This window comes from Hyphomonas sp. KY3 (assembly GCF_017309975.1).
Classification (GTDB): Bacteria; Pseudomonadota; Alphaproteobacteria; order Caulobacterales; family Hyphomonadaceae; genus Hyphomonas.
Window position 1 is genome coordinate 907,757 of record NZ_CP022271.1, and the last position, 21,379, is coordinate 929,135.

20 protein-coding genes are annotated in these 21,379 nt (G+C 59.9%); 15 read left to right on the forward strand and 5 right to left on the reverse strand.

Annotated features, from left to right (window positions below; translation table 11 throughout):
- Positions 1 to 27 precede the first annotated feature (27 nt).
- Positions 28 to 1,002 (reverse strand): Gfo/Idh/MocA family protein, encoded by a 975-nt coding sequence (locus CFA77_RS04655; RefSeq protein WP_206992467.1) that lies wholly within the window; start codon positions 1,000 to 1,002, stop codon positions 28 to 30.
- Positions 1,003 to 1,196: 194 nt separating this feature from the next.
- Between CFA77_RS04655 and CFA77_RS04660 the strand changes: the two genes are divergently transcribed.
- From CFA77_RS04660 to CFA77_RS04670, 3 genes are all read left to right on the forward strand, one after another.
- A complete protein-coding gene (locus CFA77_RS04660; protein ID WP_034812575.1) occupies positions 1,197 to 1,619 on the forward strand; it encodes a hypothetical protein in 423 nt (140 codons plus the stop codon).
- Between the two features lie 271 nt (positions 1,620 to 1,890).
- Positions 1,891 to 2,172, forward strand: coding sequence for a hypothetical protein (locus CFA77_RS04665; RefSeq protein ID WP_206992468.1), 282 nt, complete (start codon positions 1,891 to 1,893; stop codon positions 2,170 to 2,172).
- A 66-nt stretch (positions 2,173 to 2,238) separates the two neighbouring features.
- Positions 2,239 to 2,910, forward strand: a complete 672-nt coding sequence (locus tag CFA77_RS04670) for an SDR family oxidoreductase (RefSeq protein WP_206992469.1) — start codon at positions 2,239 to 2,241, stop codon at positions 2,908 to 2,910.
- Positions 2,911 to 2,913: 3 nt separating this feature from the next.
- On the opposite strand, the gene CFA77_RS04675 is transcribed toward CFA77_RS04670, so the two are convergent.
- Positions 2,914 to 3,756 carry a mechanosensitive ion channel family protein gene (locus CFA77_RS04675; protein ID WP_206992470.1) on the reverse strand — a complete coding sequence of 281 codons (843 nt, stop codon included), beginning with the start codon at positions 3,754 to 3,756 and terminating at the stop codon, positions 2,914 to 2,916.
- A gap of 316 nt (positions 3,757 to 4,072) precedes the next feature.
- A complete protein-coding gene (locus CFA77_RS04680; RefSeq protein WP_206992471.1) occupies positions 4,073 to 4,570 on the reverse strand; it encodes a hypothetical protein in 498 nt (165 codons plus the stop codon).
- 113 nt (positions 4,571 to 4,683) lie between these two features.
- Here CFA77_RS04680 and CFA77_RS04685 point away from each other — a divergent pair, with 113 nt between their 5' ends.
- The 3 genes from CFA77_RS04685 (at position 4,684) to CFA77_RS04695 (ending at position 10,856) form a co-directional block, all read left to right on the forward strand.
- The gene (locus tag CFA77_RS04685; RefSeq protein ID WP_206992472.1) at positions 4,684 to 6,309 is read left to right on the forward strand and encodes a peptide ABC transporter substrate-binding protein; all 1,626 of its coding nucleotides are present in this window, start codon (positions 4,684 to 4,686) and stop codon (positions 6,307 to 6,309) included.
- Positions 6,310 to 6,333: 24 nt separating this feature from the next.
- The gene (locus CFA77_RS04690) at positions 6,334 to 7,452 is read left to right on the forward strand and encodes a DUF3667 domain-containing protein (protein ID WP_206992473.1); all 1,119 of its coding nucleotides are present in this window, start codon (positions 6,334 to 6,336) and stop codon (positions 7,450 to 7,452) included.
- 338 nt (positions 7,453 to 7,790) lie between these two features.
- Positions 7,791 to 10,856, forward strand: a complete 3,066-nt coding sequence (locus CFA77_RS04695) for a TonB-dependent receptor domain-containing protein (RefSeq protein ID WP_206992474.1) — start codon at positions 7,791 to 7,793, stop codon at positions 10,854 to 10,856.
- 142 nt (positions 10,857 to 10,998) lie between these two features.
- Here the strand turns inward: CFA77_RS04695 and CFA77_RS04700 are convergent, their stop codons facing one another.
- Both CFA77_RS04700 and CFA77_RS04705 read right to left on the reverse strand, forming a co-directional pair.
- Positions 10,999 to 11,892 (reverse strand): class I SAM-dependent methyltransferase, encoded by an 894-nt coding sequence (locus CFA77_RS04700; protein WP_206992475.1) that lies wholly within the window; start codon positions 11,890 to 11,892, stop codon positions 10,999 to 11,001.
- The gene (locus CFA77_RS04705; RefSeq protein ID WP_206992476.1) at positions 11,889 to 12,701 is read right to left on the reverse strand and encodes an RNA methyltransferase; all 813 of its coding nucleotides are present in this window, start codon (positions 12,699 to 12,701) and stop codon (positions 11,889 to 11,891) included. Before CFA77_RS04705 ends, CFA77_RS04700 begins: the two co-directional genes overlap by 4 nt.
- Before the next feature lie 110 nt (positions 12,702 to 12,811).
- On the opposite strand from CFA77_RS04705, the gene CFA77_RS04710 reads away from it, so the two are divergent.
- The 9 genes from CFA77_RS04710 (at position 12,812) to CFA77_RS04750 (ending at position 21,357) form a co-directional block, all read left to right on the forward strand.
- Complete coding sequence (locus CFA77_RS04710; RefSeq protein WP_206992477.1) at positions 12,812 to 14,266, forward strand: OmpA family protein; 1,455 nt, start codon at positions 12,812 to 12,814, stop codon at positions 14,264 to 14,266.
- Entirely contained in the window at positions 14,263 to 15,981 is a 1,719-nt protein-coding gene (locus CFA77_RS04715) for a hypothetical protein (protein WP_206992478.1), read from the forward strand. Before CFA77_RS04710 ends, CFA77_RS04715 begins: the two co-directional genes overlap by 4 nt.
- Positions 15,982 to 16,105: 124 nt before the next feature.
- The gene (locus CFA77_RS04720; protein ID WP_051607589.1) at positions 16,106 to 16,957 is read left to right on the forward strand and encodes a M48 family metallopeptidase; all 852 of its coding nucleotides are present in this window, start codon (positions 16,106 to 16,108) and stop codon (positions 16,955 to 16,957) included.
- Positions 16,958 to 17,213: 256 nt separating this feature from the next.
- Entirely contained in the window at positions 17,214 to 17,423 is a 210-nt protein-coding gene (locus CFA77_RS04725) for a cold-shock protein (RefSeq protein WP_034812549.1), read from the forward strand.
- A 164-nt stretch (positions 17,424 to 17,587) separates the two neighbouring features.
- Positions 17,588 to 18,403 carry a class I SAM-dependent methyltransferase gene (locus CFA77_RS04730; RefSeq protein ID WP_206992479.1) on the forward strand — a complete coding sequence of 272 codons (816 nt, stop codon included), beginning with the start codon at positions 17,588 to 17,590 and terminating at the stop codon, positions 18,401 to 18,403.
- 30 nt (positions 18,404 to 18,433) lie between these two features.
- Entirely contained in the window at positions 18,434 to 18,964 is a 531-nt protein-coding gene (locus CFA77_RS04735) for a GNAT family N-acetyltransferase (RefSeq protein ID WP_206992480.1), read from the forward strand.
- Positions 18,965 to 19,134: 170 nt separating this feature from the next.
- Complete coding sequence (gene rplK, locus CFA77_RS04740; RefSeq protein ID WP_034812546.1) at positions 19,135 to 19,581, forward strand: 50S ribosomal protein L11; 447 nt, start codon at positions 19,135 to 19,137, stop codon at positions 19,579 to 19,581.
- Between the two features lie 5 nt (positions 19,582 to 19,586).
- Positions 19,587 to 20,288, forward strand: coding sequence for a 50S ribosomal protein L1 (gene rplA / locus CFA77_RS04745; protein ID WP_206992481.1), 702 nt, complete (start codon positions 19,587 to 19,589; stop codon positions 20,286 to 20,288).
- Positions 20,289 to 20,409: 121 nt separating this feature from the next.
- Complete coding sequence (locus tag CFA77_RS04750; RefSeq protein ID WP_206992482.1) at positions 20,410 to 21,357, forward strand: hypothetical protein; 948 nt, start codon at positions 20,410 to 20,412, stop codon at positions 21,355 to 21,357.
- Positions 21,358 to 21,379 lie beyond the last annotated feature (22 nt).

Sequence of the window (21,379 nt, forward strand, 5' to 3'; positions counted from 1 at the left end):
TTCATGCGTCAAGCGAGCCTTGACGCTTTATCGGGGCGAGAGGCCTGCCGCTGCGTAGATTGCGTCGATCACGGCCATGTTGCCAATCGCGTCGGCGCCACCGGTCAGCGGCACGGCGCGTCCGGCCATCACGTCCATGACATGGGCCAATTGGTGCTCATAGGTGATCATGCCGTCGGCCGTCTCGGTGCGTTCGTGGCCGCCTTGCCGGATGGTGATCTGGTGGCCGCGATGCGGGTGTACCGGGTTGAGCAAGGAGACACAGCCATCCTTGCAGACGATTTCGAGCCTGATATCGCGGTCCACATCTTCGGCCATACTGCATTCCACAATTGCTGACGCGCCGCTTGAAAAACCGAGATGTGCCTTGGTGCCGATATCAACACCGGGCCGGTCGCACTGCGCACTGGCCGACAGGACATCGGGTTCTGCGTCTGCAAGGGTGCGGATCATGTGGACCGAATAGCAGCCCAGATCCATTAATGCGCCTCCACCGAGTTCCAGCGTATGGCGCAACTCGCCCTCGCGATACGGGATCGACACATTGAACACCGCCTCCATGGTCTTGATCGCGCCGAGGTCTCCGCTGCGCACGATTTCCAGAACGCGCAGGAAAGCTGGGTGGAAGCGATAATGAAACGCCTCGATCAGTGGCTTGCCGGCCCGGTTGGCGGCGTCGACCATGCGCGTGGCTTCGGCGGAGTTCATGGCGAAGGGCTTCTCGCATAATACCGCCTTGCCAGCTTCCAGCGCGGCGATGGTCAGATCGGCATGGCGATGCGGGGGCAGGGCGTTGTAGATCAGGTCGACATCCTTGCGGTGCACCAGCGCGTCGTAATCGGTCTCAACATGCGCGATGCCGTTCGCTTCGGCATAGGTGCGCGCCTTGTCCGCGTCGCGCGCTGCCACGGCGACGATTTCGCAATCATCACGGTTTGCAGCGGGCTCGATGATGGCCTTGGGGCCAATCTTGGCGGCGCCGAGTATGCCGATACGGATCATGAAAACTCCTTGGGACGTACGGATGAGGGGTCAAAGGTAAATGATTTGGGGCGGTTTGTTTACCCGGCCCTAATGCATCTTAACGCTCTTGGTCGCATTTGCCTTGCACAGCAATGCGCCCGGTAACCAAGCGGTAAGCACAATGAGGGTTAATGATAATTCCGAAGCCGTTAATCCTAGGAGTGCCATCGCACATGTTGAACGATCTTACAGCACACCTCGCCCGGCATAATGGCCTCTCGGAGGACGCGTCCCGACAAGCCCTCGGCATTGTCCTGAACGCAGCAGAGCGTCAGGATTCCCCCTTCGCCACGGCCATGTTCAAGACCATTCCGGGCGCACGCGCCCTGTCGGCCCGCACAGGCAGCACGATCGGCGCCCCGGTTGGAGAGATTGCTCGCCTGATCGAACAGACGCCCGGCGGCAAGCGCATTGTCGCGCAATCCATGATTTCCGAACTCCACAAGCTGGGTTTGGACCACAAGGCCATCGGCCTGCTATTGCCGAGTATTTCCACTTATATGGACGAGCACCACGCCCTGGTCGGCTTTGGCCATCTGGGTGACCTCATCGGGTCGGACCTCGACGCGGTCGCAGCCGCGGCCCAAGCCGCCTGATCTGGCTCGAAAGACAAGCTTTGGATGAGCCGCCGCGAGGGCGGCTTTTTCATGCGCGAAACTTTTTTCTTTTCCGCGGAACCAAGCCAACTGAAGAGCGTAAACCTTGTATCTTGCAGGCAGACACCCCCCTGACACTGTCAGTTGCCTCAAGACGTTCCCAATATGGGGCCAAGTCGGTTCTCCCTCTCTTCCCCCCAACCGGCTTGGCCCTTTTCTTTTGGAACGGGCCTGTCTATGTGCAAGGCCAGTGATTGAGGGCTTCCACCACATGCAAGACGTAACCACTCTGAAACCGGACGAACGACTGGCGCTGGACCTGATGGCGGCGATACGTGCCGATGCTGAAGCGATCTGCGCTCCCAATCCGGTGGAAATGGTTTCTGTCACGATCGACGTGTCCTCTGAGGCGGCTCAAGGCGCCGATGTCACGTTGGAGCCCAAGGTTGACCGGCAAACTCGCACGATCCTGTTCACCGGCGGCATGGCCCGCCAAGGTGACAAGCCCCTGATGAAAGCAACTGCGGTCTACCGCATTTTGCCAGACTCGTAGCGGCCCTGTCGCAGCGTTTGCCGACGCGTTCCCATATACCCAGACCTATCCAGACGGAGAGTTTCTATGACTACCACGCTTATCACCGGTGCAAATCGTGGGATCGGTCTGGAGCTTGTCCGCAAGTTTCTCGCTCAAGGTCATGACGTGATTGCCACGGCGCGCGACCCTGAGACCTCAAACGAACTGAACGCGACGGGCGCCAAAGTTTATCCGCTCGAAGTGACCGATGCAGTTTCGGTGGCGGCATTGAAGGAAGCGGTCGGCGACCAGCCCATCGACTATCTGATCAACAATGCCGGCATTGGCAGTTTCGCTGCGTTCAAGGATCTCGATTATGACGCGTTCGCCAACATGCTGGCGGTGAACACGATTGCGCCGATCCGAATGATCGACACGTTCCTGGACAATATTGCGGCCAGCGATGTGAAGATGGCGGCCAGCCTGTCCAGCATGATGGGATCCATCGAGAACACGCAGGCGTCTTTCGGACTGATTTATCGCACGTCCAAGGCGGGCCTGAACATGGCCCTGCGTGCCGCCGCGCCCGAACTTGCGGAGAAGGGGGTGACCCTGCTCGCGCTGCATCCGGGCTGGGTGAACACTGACATGGGCGGCAAGCAGGCGCCAGTCAATCCGGCTCAGAGTGCTGCTGGTCTCTACACGGTCATCACCACGGCAGGGCCATCAAGCGAGCTGCGCTTCCTGGACTTTGAAGGCAAGACCCATCCCTGGTAGCGACTAGCCCTGCTGGGGCGCAAAGCCGCCGAAATCCTCCGGCAATCTTACATCCGTATCAGCGCGCAGTCGGGGCAGGGCTTCGGGATGCTCGGCCTGAAGCCATTCGATCATCTGCTCACGGATCAGGCAACGCAAGTCCCAGGCTTTCGGAGACGAGCTGGCCGAGGCGAGCCCGCGCACCGTTACAGAATTGCCCGAGGCTTCGGTAACCTGCAAATTCACCACGTCGCCATTCCAGAGCGGGGTGGACTTGCAGATATCTTCCAGCTTCTCGCGCATCCGCGCGATGGGTGCGTGATAATCTACCGTCCAGTAGACGCTGCCGATGATGGAGGCGCTCTTGCGGGTCCAGTTCTGGAAAGGCGTCTCGATGAAATAGGAGAGCGGCACGACGAGGCGTCGCCAGTCCCAGATCTTGATGACAACATAGAAGAGGCCGATTTCCTCGATCCAGCCCCATTCACCTTCGACGACGACGGCGTCATCCAGCCGGATCGGCTGGGTGAAGGCGATCTGCAGTCCGGCGATCAGGTTGCTGAGTACGGGACGGGCCGCCAAGCCGATGGCGATGCCCGCGATTCCGGCCGATGCAAACAGGCTGACGCCAATCTGCTTCACGCCGGGAATGACAGTGAGCGCAGCGGCGAGGGTGACGATTCCGGCAATGACGATCCAGACGCGGCGCACGACATCTAGCCGCGTGGCCGATTTGCGCGCTTCCAGATTGTCTTCTGCATCGAGGTGCAGGCCAGCCAGACGGCGTTTGATCAAGGCATCGACAATGGTGCCGACCAGCCAGCCAAAGGCGATGATGAACAATACGCCTGAACTGATCCCTGCCATTCGCTCGAGCCGGTCGCCTGAGACAAAGCCGTCAGGGATGTACTGAGGTAGGTAGGGCGTCGCAAAGACCAGCGCCGCGCCGGCCAGCGCAAACAGAAGGGGCGGGCGAAAGCGCTTCAGCCAGCGCGTATTCCTGTGGGCAGTGATCTTCGTCCGGATACGCAGATTCCCTTCCAGTCGCTCGACGGGACTACGTCTCAGCCTGAGAAAGGTTTCATCGATTCAGCAAGCCACGCGCCCGGAATAGGTCAAGCCATTGCTGGCTTGCGCGCGGTTCGGTCAGTGTTTGCTGAAGTTTGCGGCAAGGATTCCCGTATTATTTCACGCGTTCGACCCGGAATGCGATGCTGCCATCCAGTTTCATCTTGTAGCTGCCGAAGGCCGCTTCATAGATCTGGGCTTCGGTCTGGCCATTATTGCGCAGCGCCTTGGAATCGGTTTGCCGCCAGACCTGTCCATTTTCCAGCGTGATCACCAGGTTTCCCCGATTGCCGCGCACGGCTTTCACAGGGAGCGTCATCTCCTTGAGGCTCTGGTCGTCAGATTTGCCGAGCGTCAGAGAGGGCAGGGACGGAATGGAGAAGCCGAAGGAATCCTGGCGGACCTGTTCGACTTCCTGTCGGGTCACGGTTGTGACGTCGCCCGCCGCTTCGGCGGCTTGCAGCCGCCCAACAGCCGCATCGTAACAGGCAAGGCGCTCTGCATCTTCGGCGACGGATGTGCAGGCATAGACGTCATCGGTTGAGACATCTTGTGCAGTGGCTGTTGCGCCAAGCGCAAAAATCATCCCTGCAATGCACCAAATTCGGGTCATTCCTGTTACCTCATGTGCGACTTCCAGCAGGAAGGCTTTGCAAAACCGTAATGGTCTGGCAGCAGTGTTGCAAATCGCGCGATCGCGGAAAAGACGTTGGAGACACAAAACCCATGAAGTTGAACGCCTTGATGACAACCGGCCTGGCTGCCGCACTTGCCCTGACACTGGCCGCCTGCGGGGGCGGTGGGGATTCCGCAGCCTCTGACGTGCCGACCCTGCGCCGGGGAATTTCGGCCAAGGTGGACACGCTGGACCCCAACAAATCATCCGCGCAGTGGGAGAACATTATCATTGGCGACATGATCATCGGCCTGACCACGGATGGCCCAGATGGCCGCCCGGTGCTGGGTATGGCCGACAGTTATGAAGTCAGTGAAGATGGTTTGGTCTGGACCTTCACTTTGGGTGATCATGTCTGGTCTGACGGCACGCCCGTCACTGCCGGCGACTTCGTCTACAGCCTGCGCCGCATCCAGAACCCGGAGACAGCTTCGCAATATGCGTCGCTCCTCTGGTTGATCAAGAATGCGCAAAAGGTGAGTTCAGAGGAATTGCCGCCTGAGGAACTGGGCGTGAAAGCCATCGACGACAAGACGCTGGAAATCACTTTGGAATACCCGGCGCCTTATTTGCTTGGCTTGCTGAGCCATTACACGACCTATCCGTTGCCGAGTTGGGCCATCGAAGCGCACGGAGATGCGTGGATCCAGCCGGAAAATATTGTCGTCAACGGTCCTTACAAGCTGGTCTACTGGCGCACGGGTGACCAATTGGTCGCCGACAAGAACCCGACCGGATTTGGCGCGCCGGAGGCGTGTTTTGATCGGGTCGTGTATCTGGAACTGGAAGACCTGTCGGCCGTCGAGAACAAGATTTCCGCCGGCGAACTGGACATCAACAATGCCTTTGACGGGTCTCGCTATACCGAATTGGATGCGAAATTCCCCGGCTGGCTGCGCACGACACCTTCTCTCATCTCGACCTACTGGACATTCAACACCACCGTTGAGCCGTTCGACGATGTGCGCGTGCGCAAGGCCCTTTCAATGGCGCTCGACCGGGAGTTCATGGTTCGCAACGTGCTGACACAGGGTTATCTGCCAGCGTATTCCTTCGTGCCACCGGGCATCAATAATTACGATGTCAGTCGGCCATCCATGGATTGGAAGGACACCTCACGCGAAGATCGGCTTGCCGAGGCGCGCAGCCTGTTGGAAGCGGCAGGGTTCGGCCCGGGCAATCCGCTTGAGTTCGAATTCATTCACCGTTCGACGGACGACAATCCGAAGGTGGCGCCGGTCGCTCAGTCCAATTGGAGTGATATCGCCCCCTGGGTTAACCCGACCATTGTGAAACAGGATACAAAAGTGCTCTATTCGCGCTTGCGGACCGGAAACTTCTCGGTAGCGGATGCGGCATGGGTCGCGGATTTCGATGATCCGATCAACTTTCTTTACCTGCTCGATTCCAATACGGGCCAGCAAAACTATGGCGACTATGCCAATCCGGAGTATGATGCGCTTCTGAGCCAGTCGAACCAGCAGCTGGACCTGCAGATGCGGGCAGAAGTCTTCGCAGCCGCTGAAGAACTGATGCTCGAAGAATATCCGATTACGCCGATGTGGTTTCAGGTGACCAAGAACATGGTCGATCCAGAGCTGACCGGCTGGGAAGAAAATGCGAAGGATCAGCATCGCTCGCGCTTTCTGTGCCGGGAGGGGCTCAGCGCCGAGTAGCGGTAAACAGACGGGGGTCTCGAAATGGAACATGAAATGGAGGCCGCAGGTCTCGGGTCGGCAAGTGGCTTGTCGACCGGAGACCATCATCCGGTAAAGTCCGGTTTGCCTTGCGCAAATTGCGAGACCATCGTCGAGGACCGGTTCTGCACAACGTGCGGCCAATTGGCGTCTGACTTCCATCGCCCGGTCTGGGATCTGGTGGCGAGCAGTCTGGCGGACGTATTTGCGCTGGATGGCCGCTTGTGGCGGTCCTTGCCCATGTTGTTGTTCCGCCCCGGCCGGATGACCCGGAACTATCTGGATGGAAAGCGCGCACGCTATGTGCCGCCTTTCCGCATGTTCCTGATGGCGTCTGTGATCTTCTTCCTGACCCTGTTCACGCTCGGCGATCAGATGGGCTGGTACAATTCTCTCAAGATCGACCGCCTCCTGGAAAACGGGATCGATGTCGGGATAGGGGAGGATGGTGAGCCTCTTCCGGTGGTGACCGAAGAGGGGCTGGAGGAATTGCGCGCCCGGGCAGAAGACCCCGACCTGACGCCGGATGAGCGCGAGCTCATCCAGCTGGAATTGCTACAGGCGGAGCACGGCATCACATTTCAGCGTATCATGACGGATGACGGCCGCATCAATCGCGACGCGCTTTATGATGAGGTCACTTCAAGACTGGACGAGGATGCGACCCCCGCGGAGCGCGAGCAGGCATGGCGCGCCGCCGACCATGCGGCGACCGTGTACGAGAACCAGGATCGCTATGGCGCGCGCATTCGGGAATGGGCGCCGAGATTCAGTTTGATGTTCCTGCCTATCCTGGCCTTCATGCTGACGATTCTGTATGCGTGGCACCGCAGCCGGTACATCTATGACCATGTGATCACCGCGCTGCATGTGCAGACCTTCATCTATCTGACAGCGACCTTCTTAATTGTGCTCGCCGCCGTGAACGCAGCTTGGCTTGGCGAGCTTATCTTGGGTGGGGTGCTGGTCGGCATTGCGTATCTCTATCGCCAATTGCGCGTGACTTACGAGACGGGGCGATTCATGGCTGCCTTGCGAACCCTGATCCTGTTGTTCTCAATCCTGATCGTGGGCGTCACGCTCGGCATTTCCCTGGTCGTTGTCAGCTTCATGCTGGTCTGAACAGGGCGGATTGCCTGAAATGCGATCAGGCGCAGCATGAAGCTCGGCTCGAATTCAGGTGGCCTGCCTGAAAAACAAGCATAGTGGAGGGCGCCGCAAAATCCGTTCGGGGCATTTTTTCGGATTTATCAGGCGTATCTGGAACAATATTGCCCCAAACCGACCAAAAAGGTGATGCGATTCTGTCACACTGGTGTCATTTTGCTTGTGAGCGCCGCTGCATCCAATTGACTATGCAAGGTGCTCAATCCTTACTGCCCGGTAAGACTTGGTCTAGGGGGCCAGGTTTGTCTGCATGATGTGGACACATTTTTTTGACAATCCTTTCGGAGGTTCAAGTGAGCGAACTTAACTTGAAGAAGCGCCTATTGGCGTCGTCGGTATTTGCCGGCGCTGCACTTGCTGCAGCTGCTGCGCTGCCAGCGTACGCCCAAGACGCAGATGAAGACGTAATTGCTGTAGCAGAGGCGGACGGGGAAGAAGCATCCGTACAACAGACCATCGTCGTCACGGGCTCGCTGATCCCGCAAAGCGGCAACCTGGTTGAGACCAGCCCGGTCACGTCCCTCGGCTCCGCCGACTTCGACGTGCGCGGTGTTGTCCGTGCGGAAGACATGATCAACGCCCTGCCACAGGCATTCGGTGCTCAGGGTTCCGCCCTCGCCAACGGCGCGACCGGTACGGCTTCGGTCAACCTTCGCGGCCTGGGTGCTTCCCGCACGCTGACGCTCTTGAACGGCCGCCGCCTGCCATACGGCTCGCTGAACACGGCTGCTCCGGACATCAACTTCATCCCAGCCGCAATGGTGAAGAAAGTTGACATCCTGACCGGTGGTGCGTCCGCAACCTACGGTTCTGACGCTGTTTCCGGTGTTGTGAACTTCGTGCTCGACACGGATTTCGAAGGTGTTCGCCTGGAAGGTAACTACTCCTTCTACCAGCACGACAATTCCAACAGCTACATCCAGGACATCCTGGGTGGCTTCGCAGCTGACAACCCTTCCCAGTTCACGGTTCCGGATGGCTCGACGTCTGATGGTGAGTCCGTTGACATCACCGCAGCGTTCGGTGGCAAGCTGGACAATGGCCGCGGTCACGTCATGGGCTTCGCCAGCTTCCAGAACACCAAGGAAGTTCTTCAGGCTAACCGCGACTATTCGCAGTGTGCCCTGTCCACCACCAATGGTGGTAACGACTTCACATGTGCCGGTTCGTCCACGAACCAGTTCACCAACATTCTGGACCTCGGCTCCAACCTGCCGACCGGTCTGTGGGCTCGCGTTGACCCGACCACGAACGAGTTCGTTGAGCGGAACTTTGTCTCTGACACGTTCAACTACAACCCGTACAACCACTTCCAGCGTCCGAACGAGCGCTACTCCTTCGGTACGTTCGCGAACTATGACATCAACCCATATGTGAACGCATATGGCGAATTCATGTTCATGGACAACCAGACCAATTCCCAAATCGCGCCGTCTGGTGTGTTTGGTTACGGTGTGACCGGCGGAAATGGCGGCATCAACTGTGACAACCCATTCCTGAGCGCACAACAGGTCGACTTTATCTGTACGTCGCGCGGTGCAGCGGGTGATGACATTGCCGGTATCGGCGACGTCCTGTTCCTTCGCCGGAACGTCGAAGGCGGAAACCGCAACAACGACATCCGTCACACGACCTATCGTGGTGTGATCGGCCTGCAGGGCACCATTGGCGACTCGCCATGGGGTTATGACATCTCTGCTGTGTACGCCAACGTGCACCGTTCGGAAGTCTACAATAACGACCTGTCGATCTCGAAACTGTCCAAAGCGCTCTACGCTGTTGATGACGGAACGGGCAACATTGTCTGTGCGGTCAATGCCGATGCCGATCCGAACAATGACGACGCGGCTTGTGCTCCTTACGACATCTTCTCAGGTGCCGGCCCAAGCGACGCTGCTGTGAACTACATCGTCAACCCGCTGTTCAGGGATGGCGACGTCAAGCAGACGGTTGTGACTGCCAAGACCTTCGCAGACCTCGCCGACTATGGCGTCGTGTCTCCGATGGCTGAAGAAGGCATCAAGGTTGCCTTCGGTGTGGAATATCGTCGTGATAGCCTCGACTCCAACCCGGACAGCAACTTCCAGTCCGGCGACGGTGCTGGTCAGGGTGGACCTACGAACCCAATCGCTGGTTCGCAGGAAGTCTATGACTACTTCGCAGAGGTCAACGCACCACTGATCGAAGGTTATGAGGGTGTTGAATCCCTGGGTGTCGACCTTGCTTATCGCCGGTCGAACTATGACGCCGTGTCTTCTGACGCTTACAAGATCGGTGTTGAGTACGCTCCGGTTGAAGACATCCGCTTCCGCGGTTCATTCCAGCGCGCCGTGCGTGCTGCGAACATCTTCGAGCTCTTCTCGACACAGTCCATCGGCCTGTTCGACCTGACTCAAGGTTCAAACGGCATCTACGATCCATGTGCCGGCACGACGCCAACCGCAACGGCTGCACAGTGTGCAAACACTGGCGTGACCGCTGCCCAGTACGGCAGCATCGCGGATAACCCAGCTGGCCAGTTCAACACGCTGACCGGTGGTAACCCAGACCTGGAACCAGAAACGGCTGATACGTACACGATTGGTTTCGTGGCCACGCCGTCGATGATCCCGGGCCTGACAGTTTCCCTCGACTACTTCGACATCACTGTTGAAGACCTCGTGGGTACGGTTCCACAGGAACTGGCACTCGATACCTGCCTTGAAACCGGCGACACGTTCTTCTGTTCGCTCGTCAATCGCGGCAATGGCGGCACACTGTGGGCGGGTCAGACCGGCTACATCGTTGCAACCAACATCAACACCGGTTCGCTTTCGACCTCCGGCTTCGACCTTCTGGCCAGCTACGCTCTGGACCTGGATGCTCGCGGCGGAATCGACTTCGACTATGTCGGTACGATGCTTGAATCTCTCGAGACCAAGCCACTGCCGAACTCCACCGGCGCTGATATCTTCGACTGTGTCGGCTACTACGGCGGCAGCTGTGCCTCCGGTGGTGGTACGGAAGTTGCCAATGGTGCTTCGCCAGAATACCGCCACAAGGCTTCCATGACCTGGGCCGATGCCGAAGGCCTGTTCAGTGTCACCGGTACGTGGCGCCACTTCTCGGAAGTCGAAATCGCAGGTGGTGACGATGGCACCATCAACGGTGTTCTGGATGCCCAGAACTACTTCGATCTTTCCGGTTCCTGGAACGCGACGGACTACATGTCCCTGCGTCTCGGCGTGAACAACGTCCTGGACGAAGATCCACCGCTTTCCTCGGTTGTCGGTACGGCGCCGGGTAACGGTAACACCTACCCACAAGTGTACGACGCTCTTGGTCGCTACATCTTCATGGGTGCGACGTTCGACTTCTAAGTCTGACGACGTAACAGAAACAGGAACGGCGGCTCTTCGGAGCCGCCGTTTTTGTTTTAACGGGTGCGGTGTCAGCGCTTAGCGCTTCACCCGAACCGGGCTAAGGGCTGTTTTGTCTGGCTGCGCAGAAAGAGGCGTGCGGTCAGGCGCCCGCGTGCCAACGTGCATAGATGGCTGTCGGCAAGAGCCGGTCTGAACCTTGCTGGGGCAGGGCCATCTCGCCGGTCTCCATCACGCCGCCCAGCGGGGAGAGCCGGTCAGCCAGCGCCTGTGACAGGGCCAGATAAGACAGGCGCACGGCATAGGCCGTCAGGATCACAAACAGGGGCCGGTCACTCAGCAGCTGCTTCACGACGTCCAGCAATTCGGGCAAGTTTTCCTCGAACCGCCAGGTTTCATTCTTCGGGCCGCGTCCGAATTTCGGCGGGTCCAGGATGATGGCGTCATATTCGTTGCCACGCCGGACCTCGCGGGCGGTAAACTTCATGGCGTCATCGGCGATCCAGCGAATGGACCGATCCTGCAGGCCACTCATCGCCTGATTGTCCTTGCCATAGCCGTTTGATTTCGGGCTGGCATCCAGATGGACCACTTCGGCGCCCGCGGCTGCGCAGGCGAGCGACATCATGCCGGTATAGCCGAACAGGTTGAGCACCTTGATCGGACGGCCGGCTGCGCGGATCTTCTCCTGCGCGAAGCGCCAGTGAACCGAATGTTCCTGGAACACGCCCATATGCCGGAAGGCAGCACGGCGCGCCTCGAAGGTCAGGCCATTCCATTGCATCGGCCAGCTGTCGAGCGCCTTGGGAGACAGCACTTCCCAATTGCCCGCGCCGTCATCATCTTGCGACTTCGCAGAAAACTGCGCATCGGCGCGCCAACTTTCCAAGGGGCGGGCTGGCTCCCAGAAAGCTTGGGGATCGGGCCGGATGACGGTCTGGCTGCCGAAGCGCTCAAGCTTCTGCAAGTGGCCACTGTCGAGCAGGGCGTAGTCTTTCCAGTCGTCGGCGATCAGGAGGCGGGTTTCGGTCTTCATTTGAAATCCCTCTGGCGCCACGCTTCATAGGTCATGATGGCGGTGGCCTGGGCGAGATTGAGGCTGTCGGCGCCGCCCCGCATCGGGATCAGGCAGAGCTGGTCGCAGGCGGTTTCGGCTTCGGGCGGCAGGCCGGATTGCTCATTGCCCATGATGATGACCGCGCCGGAGGTGAAATCGGTGCGGTCATGGCGGGCCGTGCCGTTGACCGACGCGGCGCTCATGGTCAGGCCAAGCCTTTTGCGCCAGGCGTTGAACTGGTCGAACGAGGCGGTCGCAAAGGGCATGTCGAAGATCGAGCCCATGGAGGCGCGCACGGCCTCGAAACTGTAAGGGTCACAACAGGTTTCGATCAGGATCACGCCGGAAATGCCCGCGCAGTCGGCCGTACGCAGGATCGTGCCCAAATTGCCGGGGTCGCGCACTTCATACAGGGCGACAAACAGCCCATTGCTGTCCTGCGGCAGGGCATCAAGGCCGAGATGGCGCTGGTGGAACGCCGCGACCACGCTCTGCGCATTATCCTTGTGAGTGATACGCGACATCAGCTTGTCGGCGGCCAGCACGACCCGCGCGCCGGAAGTCTCTGCCTGACGGATCAATTCCGCGAGGTGTGGCCGATCTGCCATGCTTGCCGCGACAATCAGCGAGTCCGCCTTCCAACCGTTTGCAAGCCCCTGGCCGATCAGGCGCGCGCCTTCTGCGAGAAACAGGCCCGTTTCGGCTCGGCCTTTCTTTCTTTCAAGACTTTTCAAGGACTTGATGAGCGGGTTTGATGCGCTGCTGATCGTCTCAATCTGGCGGGTCATGCTGGGGATTCGGCGTCTCTGACTCTGCGGGGTAACTCTTGCGAGGACATGCTGAATAGGGCATCCCTGATTATCAGGGGATTAGCAATGGAGGAGGTCGCGGGGCCTCTATGAGACTGCTCGACTACCTTTTTGGATTTGTGGCCCTTGTTGGCTTGATCTGCACGGGCTGGTGGGCCGTGTACCAGTCAGCGAACACGCCTGTAAACCTCCAAGCGCGGCTGGAGGCCAACGCCAATGCGGCGCTGGCCGAGCAGGGCTTTGACTGGGCAGGCGTGCGCATGCATGGCCAACGCGCCGAGCTGACCGGCAAAGCCCCCTCCATGGATGCCATAGAAGCAGCAGCTGAAACCGTGCTGACATCCAGCGGGTCAGGCGGGATCATCCTTGGCGGAGTGACCATGGTCGAGAGTGGGGTGGGCACTGCGCCGCCGGTGACCCCCTATGTCTGGCGCGCCATCAAGACTGGTGCAGGCGACTATATCCTGATGGGGCATGTGCCCTCGCGTACCATTCGCGCTGACCTTCTGGACTATGCCGGATCGCATGCTGGCGATGGCGCGGTTGAAGACCGTATGCAGCTGGCCAATGGCGCGCCAGCCGCTTACTGGCAGGGCATGGCCCGGCTCGCATTGGACAGCCTGGCGGAACTCGATACAGGCGAAGCCCGCCTGCATGACACGCGCGTCCGGTTGCGCGGGGTCTCTATGGAGACTGCGACCCGCGCGCGGGTTTCGGCCGACATCGCCAATGTGACCGCCCCGTTCCGGGGAGAGCCTTTCCTGCGCGGCCCGGCCTTGTGGAGCGCGGCGCATGGCGACGGCGAACTGGTGCTGTCCGGCAAGGTCGCCAGCGAAGCCGAGCGCGAGGAAATCCTGACGATCGCCAAGCAATATTATGCGCGCACCGTACGTGACGAGATGGAGGTCGCTGGCGAGCCTCATCCGGGCTGGCTGAACGGCGTGCGCGTGGGCTTGCCGCATTTTGCCAAGTTCCGGTCCGGCGAAATGGCGTTCGAGCCAGAGGAAACCGGTCTCAGTTTCGAGGGCGAGGCGTCAGGGTCCACGATTGCCTACCTCCAGCAGGATATGGCCAATCTTGGTGGCCCTTATCCTGTCACAGTCTTCGCCGATACGGTGCAGGTAGATGTGGACGAGATTCGAGACATCGACTTTCAGGCAGACCCGGTTGCGGCCTGCCAGCAGGCCTTTGACGCGGTGATGGAGACCAACAAGGTGTATTTCGAGACCGGCCTGGCAAACATTAGCCGTGAAAGCGGCCTGACGCTGGACAAGGTCATGACCGTATCTGAGCGGTGTGCGCGAGATCTGGTGTTTGAAGTGGGCGGCCATACCGACTCCACGGGCGAGCGGGAGGCAAATATTGCCCTCAGCGAGGCACGGGCGCTGGCTGTGCGGGATTATATGGTTTCGGCCGGATTTTCTCCTTCTCGGCTGACTGTAATTGGGTATGGTCCCGACGAGGCTGTGCAGAGTAATGACACAGAAGACGGTCGGGCGAAGAATCGCCGGATTGGGTTCAAGGTTCGAGAACGGAGCGAATGATGGCGTGGCTATTGGCACATATGTGGGCGGCGCTGGCAGGGGTTGCCGTATTCGGTTTGCTGCTGGGTTGGTCCATTCGCGGCATGATGCTGGTTGGAAAAATGCGGCGCGCAATGGTCGAGCGCGATGTTACCCAGACCGAACTCGAACAGGCCAAGGAAGAGATTGAAAGCCTGTATGCGGCCCAGCGTGGTCAGCCGGTGGGCAATACGAATGCGCGTGAGGCTCAGGCCGAGCAGAATGTGAAATTCCAGCGCATGAGTGATGAATTGAGCCGCGCCAAGAGCGAGCTGGAAGCGCTGAAGGCGAAAGCCGACGAGGCGCTGGTGAGCGGCGCAAAGGCTGCGGGTGCGGCAGGAGCTGGCGCTGTGGGCACGCTTGCTGCTGTTGGCGGCGCGACCGATCCGAACCCGGCGCTGGTTTGGCGCAACCGTCACCTCGAAAGCCGTGTGCGCCATCTGGAAGCCATGATCGGCGAGGGGGGCAGCGAAGCCGCTGGCGCATCCCCTGCGGAGGCGGCACCTGCTGCGATGGCGACTGGCGAGACCAGCGACGCCGATGCGGCCAAGGCAGAATGGCAACAGAATTTCCTGAAGCAGCGCGTCGAAGCGCTGGAAGATGAACTCGCCAAGGTGAAAGCCCCGGCAGCTACGCCAAGCGGGCGTAACGGCAATGGTGAGGCGGAAGAAGAACTGGCCCGCCTGCGCTGGCGCAATCGTTTTCTGGAAGGCCGCCTTGCCTATTTCGAAGGCGACCAAGACGCCGAGGAAGAGGGCATTGAGGCCGACGCGGTTGCCGAAGCGGCCATCACGCCGGAGCCTCTTCCGGACTTGCCGGAGACCGAGCCCGAATCTGAACTGGAATCCGTGCCGGACTTTGATGGCGAAGCTGAAAACGAGCCGGAGGTTGAGCTTGCCGAGCCTGAAGCCGAGCCAAGTGACGAAGCCGACTTTGCCGAAGAACTCGCGGAAGATGCCGAAGATGACATCGAAGAGGCGATTGAGTTTGAGGCTGAACAGGAGCCGGAAGCGCCAGCCGAGCTGGCCGCTGATCCTGACGCTGAACCGGATGTACCTGCTTTCGAGATTGTTGACCGGTTCGCCGATGAGGCGCCTGCTGAGGCAGAGACAGCGTTCGACGATACAGAACTGACGCCCGTCGAGGACGAACTGGCTGAAGACTATGCAGAGACTGCCGAGGCCGATGTAGATGATGAAGTGCCCGCCGACGGGTCAGAAGAAGAGACCGATATCGACCGCGCAGATGAGGCCAGCCGGGCTATCCTGGCAGCGCTCGAACTGACCGATGAGGAAGACGAAGCGTCAGACAACGCCGCCGAACTGGGCGTGGCCGAGAGTGAGTCCGAGCCCGAAGACGAGGCGGATTTCGTCGAAGCGGACACGGAAGAGGCGGATGACGACTCCGGGTCCGACGAGACCGCAGAAGAGGGGCCCGCAGGCGTACAGCCGATGGCGCTCGACAAGCCCGTTGCCAACACGCCGGATGATTTGACCATCATTGGCGGCGTGGGGCCGAAGATTCAGGAAGTGCTGAACAGTATGGGCATCTGGCACTATGACCAGATTGCTGCCTGGACGCCTGAAAACGTCACATGGGTTGACCATGAGCTCAATTTCTCTGGTCGGATCACACGTGAGGGCTGGGTGCAGCAAGCGGCGATCCTGGCAGGCGACACGGTGGACGAGGACGCCTAGGCAACCGCCCATTCAGGGCCTATTCAGCCGTAATCGTTCAAGTTGGGAACCAATCGTGCAGGGGTGCGATTGCTTTTTAAGGGTGCAGGGGTAACCTCTGGCTCGAGGCGATAGGGAGAATGAGATGGCCGATCTAGTTGAATTTGATAGCGAAGTTCTGGCCGGAGCACCGCAGGTGCGCCTGTCGCGCCGCGCGCTGATTACCGGTATTGCCGCAGGCACCGTGTTTCCCTTCATTTCCAGCTGCACCACAAACCCGGCGACCGGATCCAGCCAGCTGATCCTGTTCGGGGAAGAGCAGGTGGCCAGCATGGCCGCAACGGCCTGGACCGACATGAAATCGCAGACGCCCGTTGTCTCGAACTCGCGCCTGAAAAACCAGGTGCTGAGCGTCTGGGAGCGTACGTCTGATGGCGCAGTGAAGGCGGGTCATATCGACCCGAACGCCAATTGGGACGTGGCGGTGTTCGACACCGATGACGTCAACGCGTTCGTGATGCCTGGCAACCGCGTCGGCATTTATCGCGGCATTACCGAACTGACCGAGAATGACGACCAGCTGTCGTCCGTTCTGGGCCATGAGACCGGCCACGTGGTCGGTCGCCATGCTGCAGAGCGCCTGTCGGTTTCGACCGCAGCGCAAGTTGGCCTGATGGCGGGTCAGATCGCCGTCGCGCAGTCAGAAGAACTCAGCAAGTATGGCACGGCCATCGGCGCTCTCGGTGGCGCGGCCATGCAATTCGGCGTGATCCTGCCCTATAGCCGCCGGCATGAGCTGGAGGCTGACAAGCTGGGCGTCGATTACATGCACAATGCCGGCTATGACACCCGCGAATCCGTGCGCTTGTGGGAATTGATGGCCGCGCAGTCGGAAGGCCAGCGCCCGGCCGAGTTCATGTCCACCCACCCGGATCCACTGCGCCGGGCCGAAGAGCTGAAGCGTTATATCAATGCGCGGGGTTATGCGCTGATGTAGTCGGCCGGCCGACCAGAATTTCGAGAGCCCGGTTGCCCTGTGCTGCCGGGCTTTTGCGTGTGTTAAACAGTCGCGGGTGGAGACGCGCGGTTGTATTGGTGGAAATACCCGTTATATGGGGAATTCGACTTTTCGCCGGACGATCAGGCATTGAGTGAACGGGCTTGCCCTGCCACTCCTTCAGAGACCTCCCATACAAAATTCGTGTTCCCGCGGACCCGCATGTTGCAGGACCGCATCTATTCAGGAGTGTTTCATGACAAGTGGCACCGTAAAATTCTACAACGACCAAAAAGGCTTCGGCTTCATCCAGCCAGACGATGGCGGCACCGACGTGTTCGTGCACGCCACGGCGCTTGAGCGCGCTGGCATGCGCGCCCTGTCCGAAGGTCAGAAGGTTTCCTTCACGACCGCCGTTGACAAGCGCAGCGGCAAGACCGCCGTCGACACGATCACCGCTGAATAGTCCGTCAGGACTTTTCCAGTTGTATCAGATTGGCCGTCTCCGAAAGGAGGCGGCCTTTTTGATTCCGGGGGTGTGATAACTTCGCCATCCGTGGTGTTCTGACAGCGGGATGAACGCGCGCCAGTAAACTGCGCCAGTTAACCGCGCAGGACCGGGGGGAACAGATGACAGCAACCAACACGCCCAGGACGGCCGGGGCCAATGGCCGTTTGTGGGGTATGCGGGCGCGTGACTGGGCCGATTTGCAGGAGGGTGGATTCCGCGCCGGATACGTTGCCGCGCTTGAGCACGCAGCGGTCGGGGCAGGCACGCGCTATCTTGATGCCGGGTGCGGATCCGGCATGGCTGCGGCGCTGGCGGCGGATCGCGGCGCGCAGGTGACGGGAATTGATGCCTCGGACTCGCTGCTCCAGATTGCCCGCGACCGTGTCCCGCAGGGCGCTTTCCAGACAGGCGACCTGGAAGACCTGCCATTCGGGGATGACAGCTTCGATGTGGTCGTCGGCTTCAACTCTTTCCAATATGCCGGAAATCCCGGCGCGGCGCTGGCCCAAGCACGGCGCGTGACGGCGCCTTCGGGCACTGTGGTCATCATGACCTGGGGCGAGCCGGACGGCATGGAGGCGGCCGCGATTGTCGGCGCCCTGAAACCGCTCCTGCCGCCTCCGCCACCGGGCGCGCCCGGACCGTTTGCGCTGTCGGACGAAGCCAGGCTGCGGGCGTTCGCAGCCGAGGCAGGGCTGACGCCGCTGGAGGTCGTGGATGTGTCCAGCCCGTGGGAATATGAGAGCGAGGCCCTGGCCGTGCGCGGGATCGGCTCCTCCGGTGTGGCGGCGAAGGCCATGGACGCCTCGGGTGAGGCGGCTGTGAACGCAGCCCATGCGGCGGCGATTGCGCCCTTTGTTCAGGCCGATGGCCGCGTGCGCATTGGCGCGACCTGCCGACTGTTGTTTGCGACGCCGGCGGGAAAAAGGACTTGAACTCTGCCGGTGATCTGGCAGCCCTTCAGCATGACTGACCTGATGAGAATTTGCCCGGTAGGGCCCGAAGACCTGCCTGTTTTGCGGGATCTGGCCGAGGCCACTTTCCTCGACACGTTTTCAAGCCAGAACGCCCCCCAGGATATTTCCGCCTATACGTCCGTCGCCTTCGACATGGACAAGGTCAGGGCAGAGTATGAAAACCCAAACTCCCGCTTCTATTTCGCCCGGACCGGCTCTGACATTGCGGGATATCTGAAGCTGAACACCGGGCCTGCCCAGACCGAGCAGGACCTCGAAAACGCGATGGAAATCGAGCGCATCTATGCGACCCGTGCCTTTCAGGGCAGGGGCATCGGAAAGCGCCTGATGGCCACCGCGCTGGAGGCGGCGCAGGAGGCCGGTGTGGACTGGGTCTGGCTGGGCGTCTGGGAACACAACCAGAAGGCCATCGCCTTTTACGCGCATCAGGGCTTCGAGCCCTTTGGCCGCCATAGTTTCCGCCTGGGGGACGACGTGCAGATCGACGTGATGATGAGGAAGAAGATTGCGCAGGATTAGCCGCGCAGGCTGAGGCGCAGCGATTCAGCTGGGGAGTTGCAATTCCCTGCACTTTCAGCCATACGCCCCACTTCCGTGGGAGGCCGTTAGCCCGGCCAGACCACGAACCTCCAAAGTAACCGGGCGGATCGAAAGACCACCGCCCCATCTGAAACGTTCGAGAGGACAATATGGCTAAGAAACTCCTGGGGCACCTCAAGCTCCAGATTCCTGCCGGCCAAGCCAACCCGTCGCCGCCAGTCGGCCCGGCGCTCGGTCAGCGCGGAATCAACATCATGGAATTCTGTAAGGCGTTCAACGCCAAGACACAGAGCATGGAACAGGGCCTGCCCGTTCCCGTCGTGATCTCCTATTATCAGGACAAATCCTTCACCTTCATCGTGAAGTCTCCACCGGCCACTGTGCTGCTGAAGAAGGCTGCCAAGCTGAAGCTCGGCAAGAAGCCTGCTTCCGGCGCCAACAAGCCCGGCTATGAGACGGTCGGCAAGGTCACCATGGCTCAGGTTCGCGAGATCGCGGAAATGAAGATGGAAGACCTGAACGCAAACGACCTCGACGCAGCCTCGAAAATCATTGCCGGTTCCGCCCGCGCAATGGGCATCGAAGTGACGGAGTAAGCATCATGGCGAAACCAGGAAAGCGTACCCGCGCAATCATCGAATCCGTGGATGCCGACAAGGCCTACACGATCACCGAAGCTGTTGCTCTGGTGAAATCGAATGCGAAAGCGAAATTCGACGAGACCGTCGAGATCGCCGTGAATCTCGGCGTTGACCCGAAATATGCAGACCAGATGGTCCGCGGTGTGGTCAACCTGCCATCGGGCACCGGCAAGGACGTTCGCGTCGCCGTGTTCGCAAAGGACGCCAAGGCGGACGAAGCCAAGGAAGCCGGAGCCGATTTCGTCGGCGCTGAAGACCTGATGGAAAAAATCCAGGGCGGCTTCATGGACTTTGATCGCGTCATCGCATCGCCAGACATGATGGCCGTTGTCGGTCGTCTCGGTAAGGTGCTCGGGCCCCGCGGCCTGATGCCGAACCCGAAAGTCGGCACGGTCACGCCAAACGTGGCGCAGGCCGTCAAGGACGCCAAGTCCGGCTCGGTCGAGTTCCGCGTCGAGAAGGCCGGGATCATCCATGCCGGTATCGGCAAGTCCAGCTTCTCCGAAGGCGACATCGAAACCAATGTCAAAGCCTTCCTTGATGCCCTGACCAAGGCACGCCCATCGGGCGCCAAAGGCCAGTTCGTTCGCAAGATCACCCTGTCGTCCACAATGGGCGCTGGCGTCACGATCGACACGGCCGAGGCCAACCAGACGGCTTAAGTCCGACATCGGATTGAGAGAGAGAACACAGTAAAGCCCGGCGCAGCGATGCGCCGGGCTTTTTCGTTTGGGGGGTGTCTGCCCTGTAGCGCGCGCAGCAGGAATCCGCTTTAAAGGGAGGATGGGGTCTACCAGAACGCATCTGCCGCGCGGGCGGCGCGCATTCTCCACAGGGATGGGGCTGACTGTCTTCGCCAGTTTGATCGGCTTTTTCATCATCAGCCAGATTGGCTACATGGATGCCTTGATCCAGCTGCCGGTCTGCGGGGCGATGCAGCCATCTCTATTGGGTAGGCCAGGCCGGATTGATGCTGTACTGGACACAACGGCGGCGGTAGGCGTTGCCGGCATGGGTGTAGTCGCGGCCATGGGGCTGACCTCACTGGTGGAGAAATCATGGCGGCTACGGGATCTCATTCTGGGAATAGCAAACATTGTCATCGCCAGCCTTTTGATCTGCCAGTGGCTGGTGGCTTGGGCGTTCTTCCATCCGGAGACTTGGCGGGCGCGAGCCATCATGGCCTTCGCCCCGAAAACTTCCGTGTTCTATATGGACGACCTTTTGAGCGGATGGGACCGATACGCCGACAGCCCGAACTGGACGGAAATTGCTCCGAAGACATACTTTAATGACAAGATCGGTATCTATGCCCGTGAAGAAGTTGCCCGATCATGCTTTCAGGCAGATTTCATCCGTGCAAACATGAAAAATATTTATCCGGGTGAAAACCTTCCAAACGGTACGCCAATTGCCGCCTTGCCGGATCATGTTCTGGAGAAAGCCCAAAAGGTCTTCGTGTTCTATGACCGTGAGGGGCGCTATCTGAGCTATGACACTTATTGGGATGATGAGCTTTATCCAGAGATGCAGAAGCGCGATGCCGAGCGAGACGAAGAGGGGCGTCAGGTGGATGCGGGCGAGGTATCGGTCCGGGTGACGAAGAGCCTGTACTATGAGCCCGAGGGCGCATTCGGGCCTGAGGAAGATTTGCGGCCCTACACACGCGAAGAGATCAACGCGATGGTCAAGGCAGCCTGGGACCGAGACGCGCCTCTGCCTGAGGAATGAGGCCGAGGTGCCTCCCCCGCTT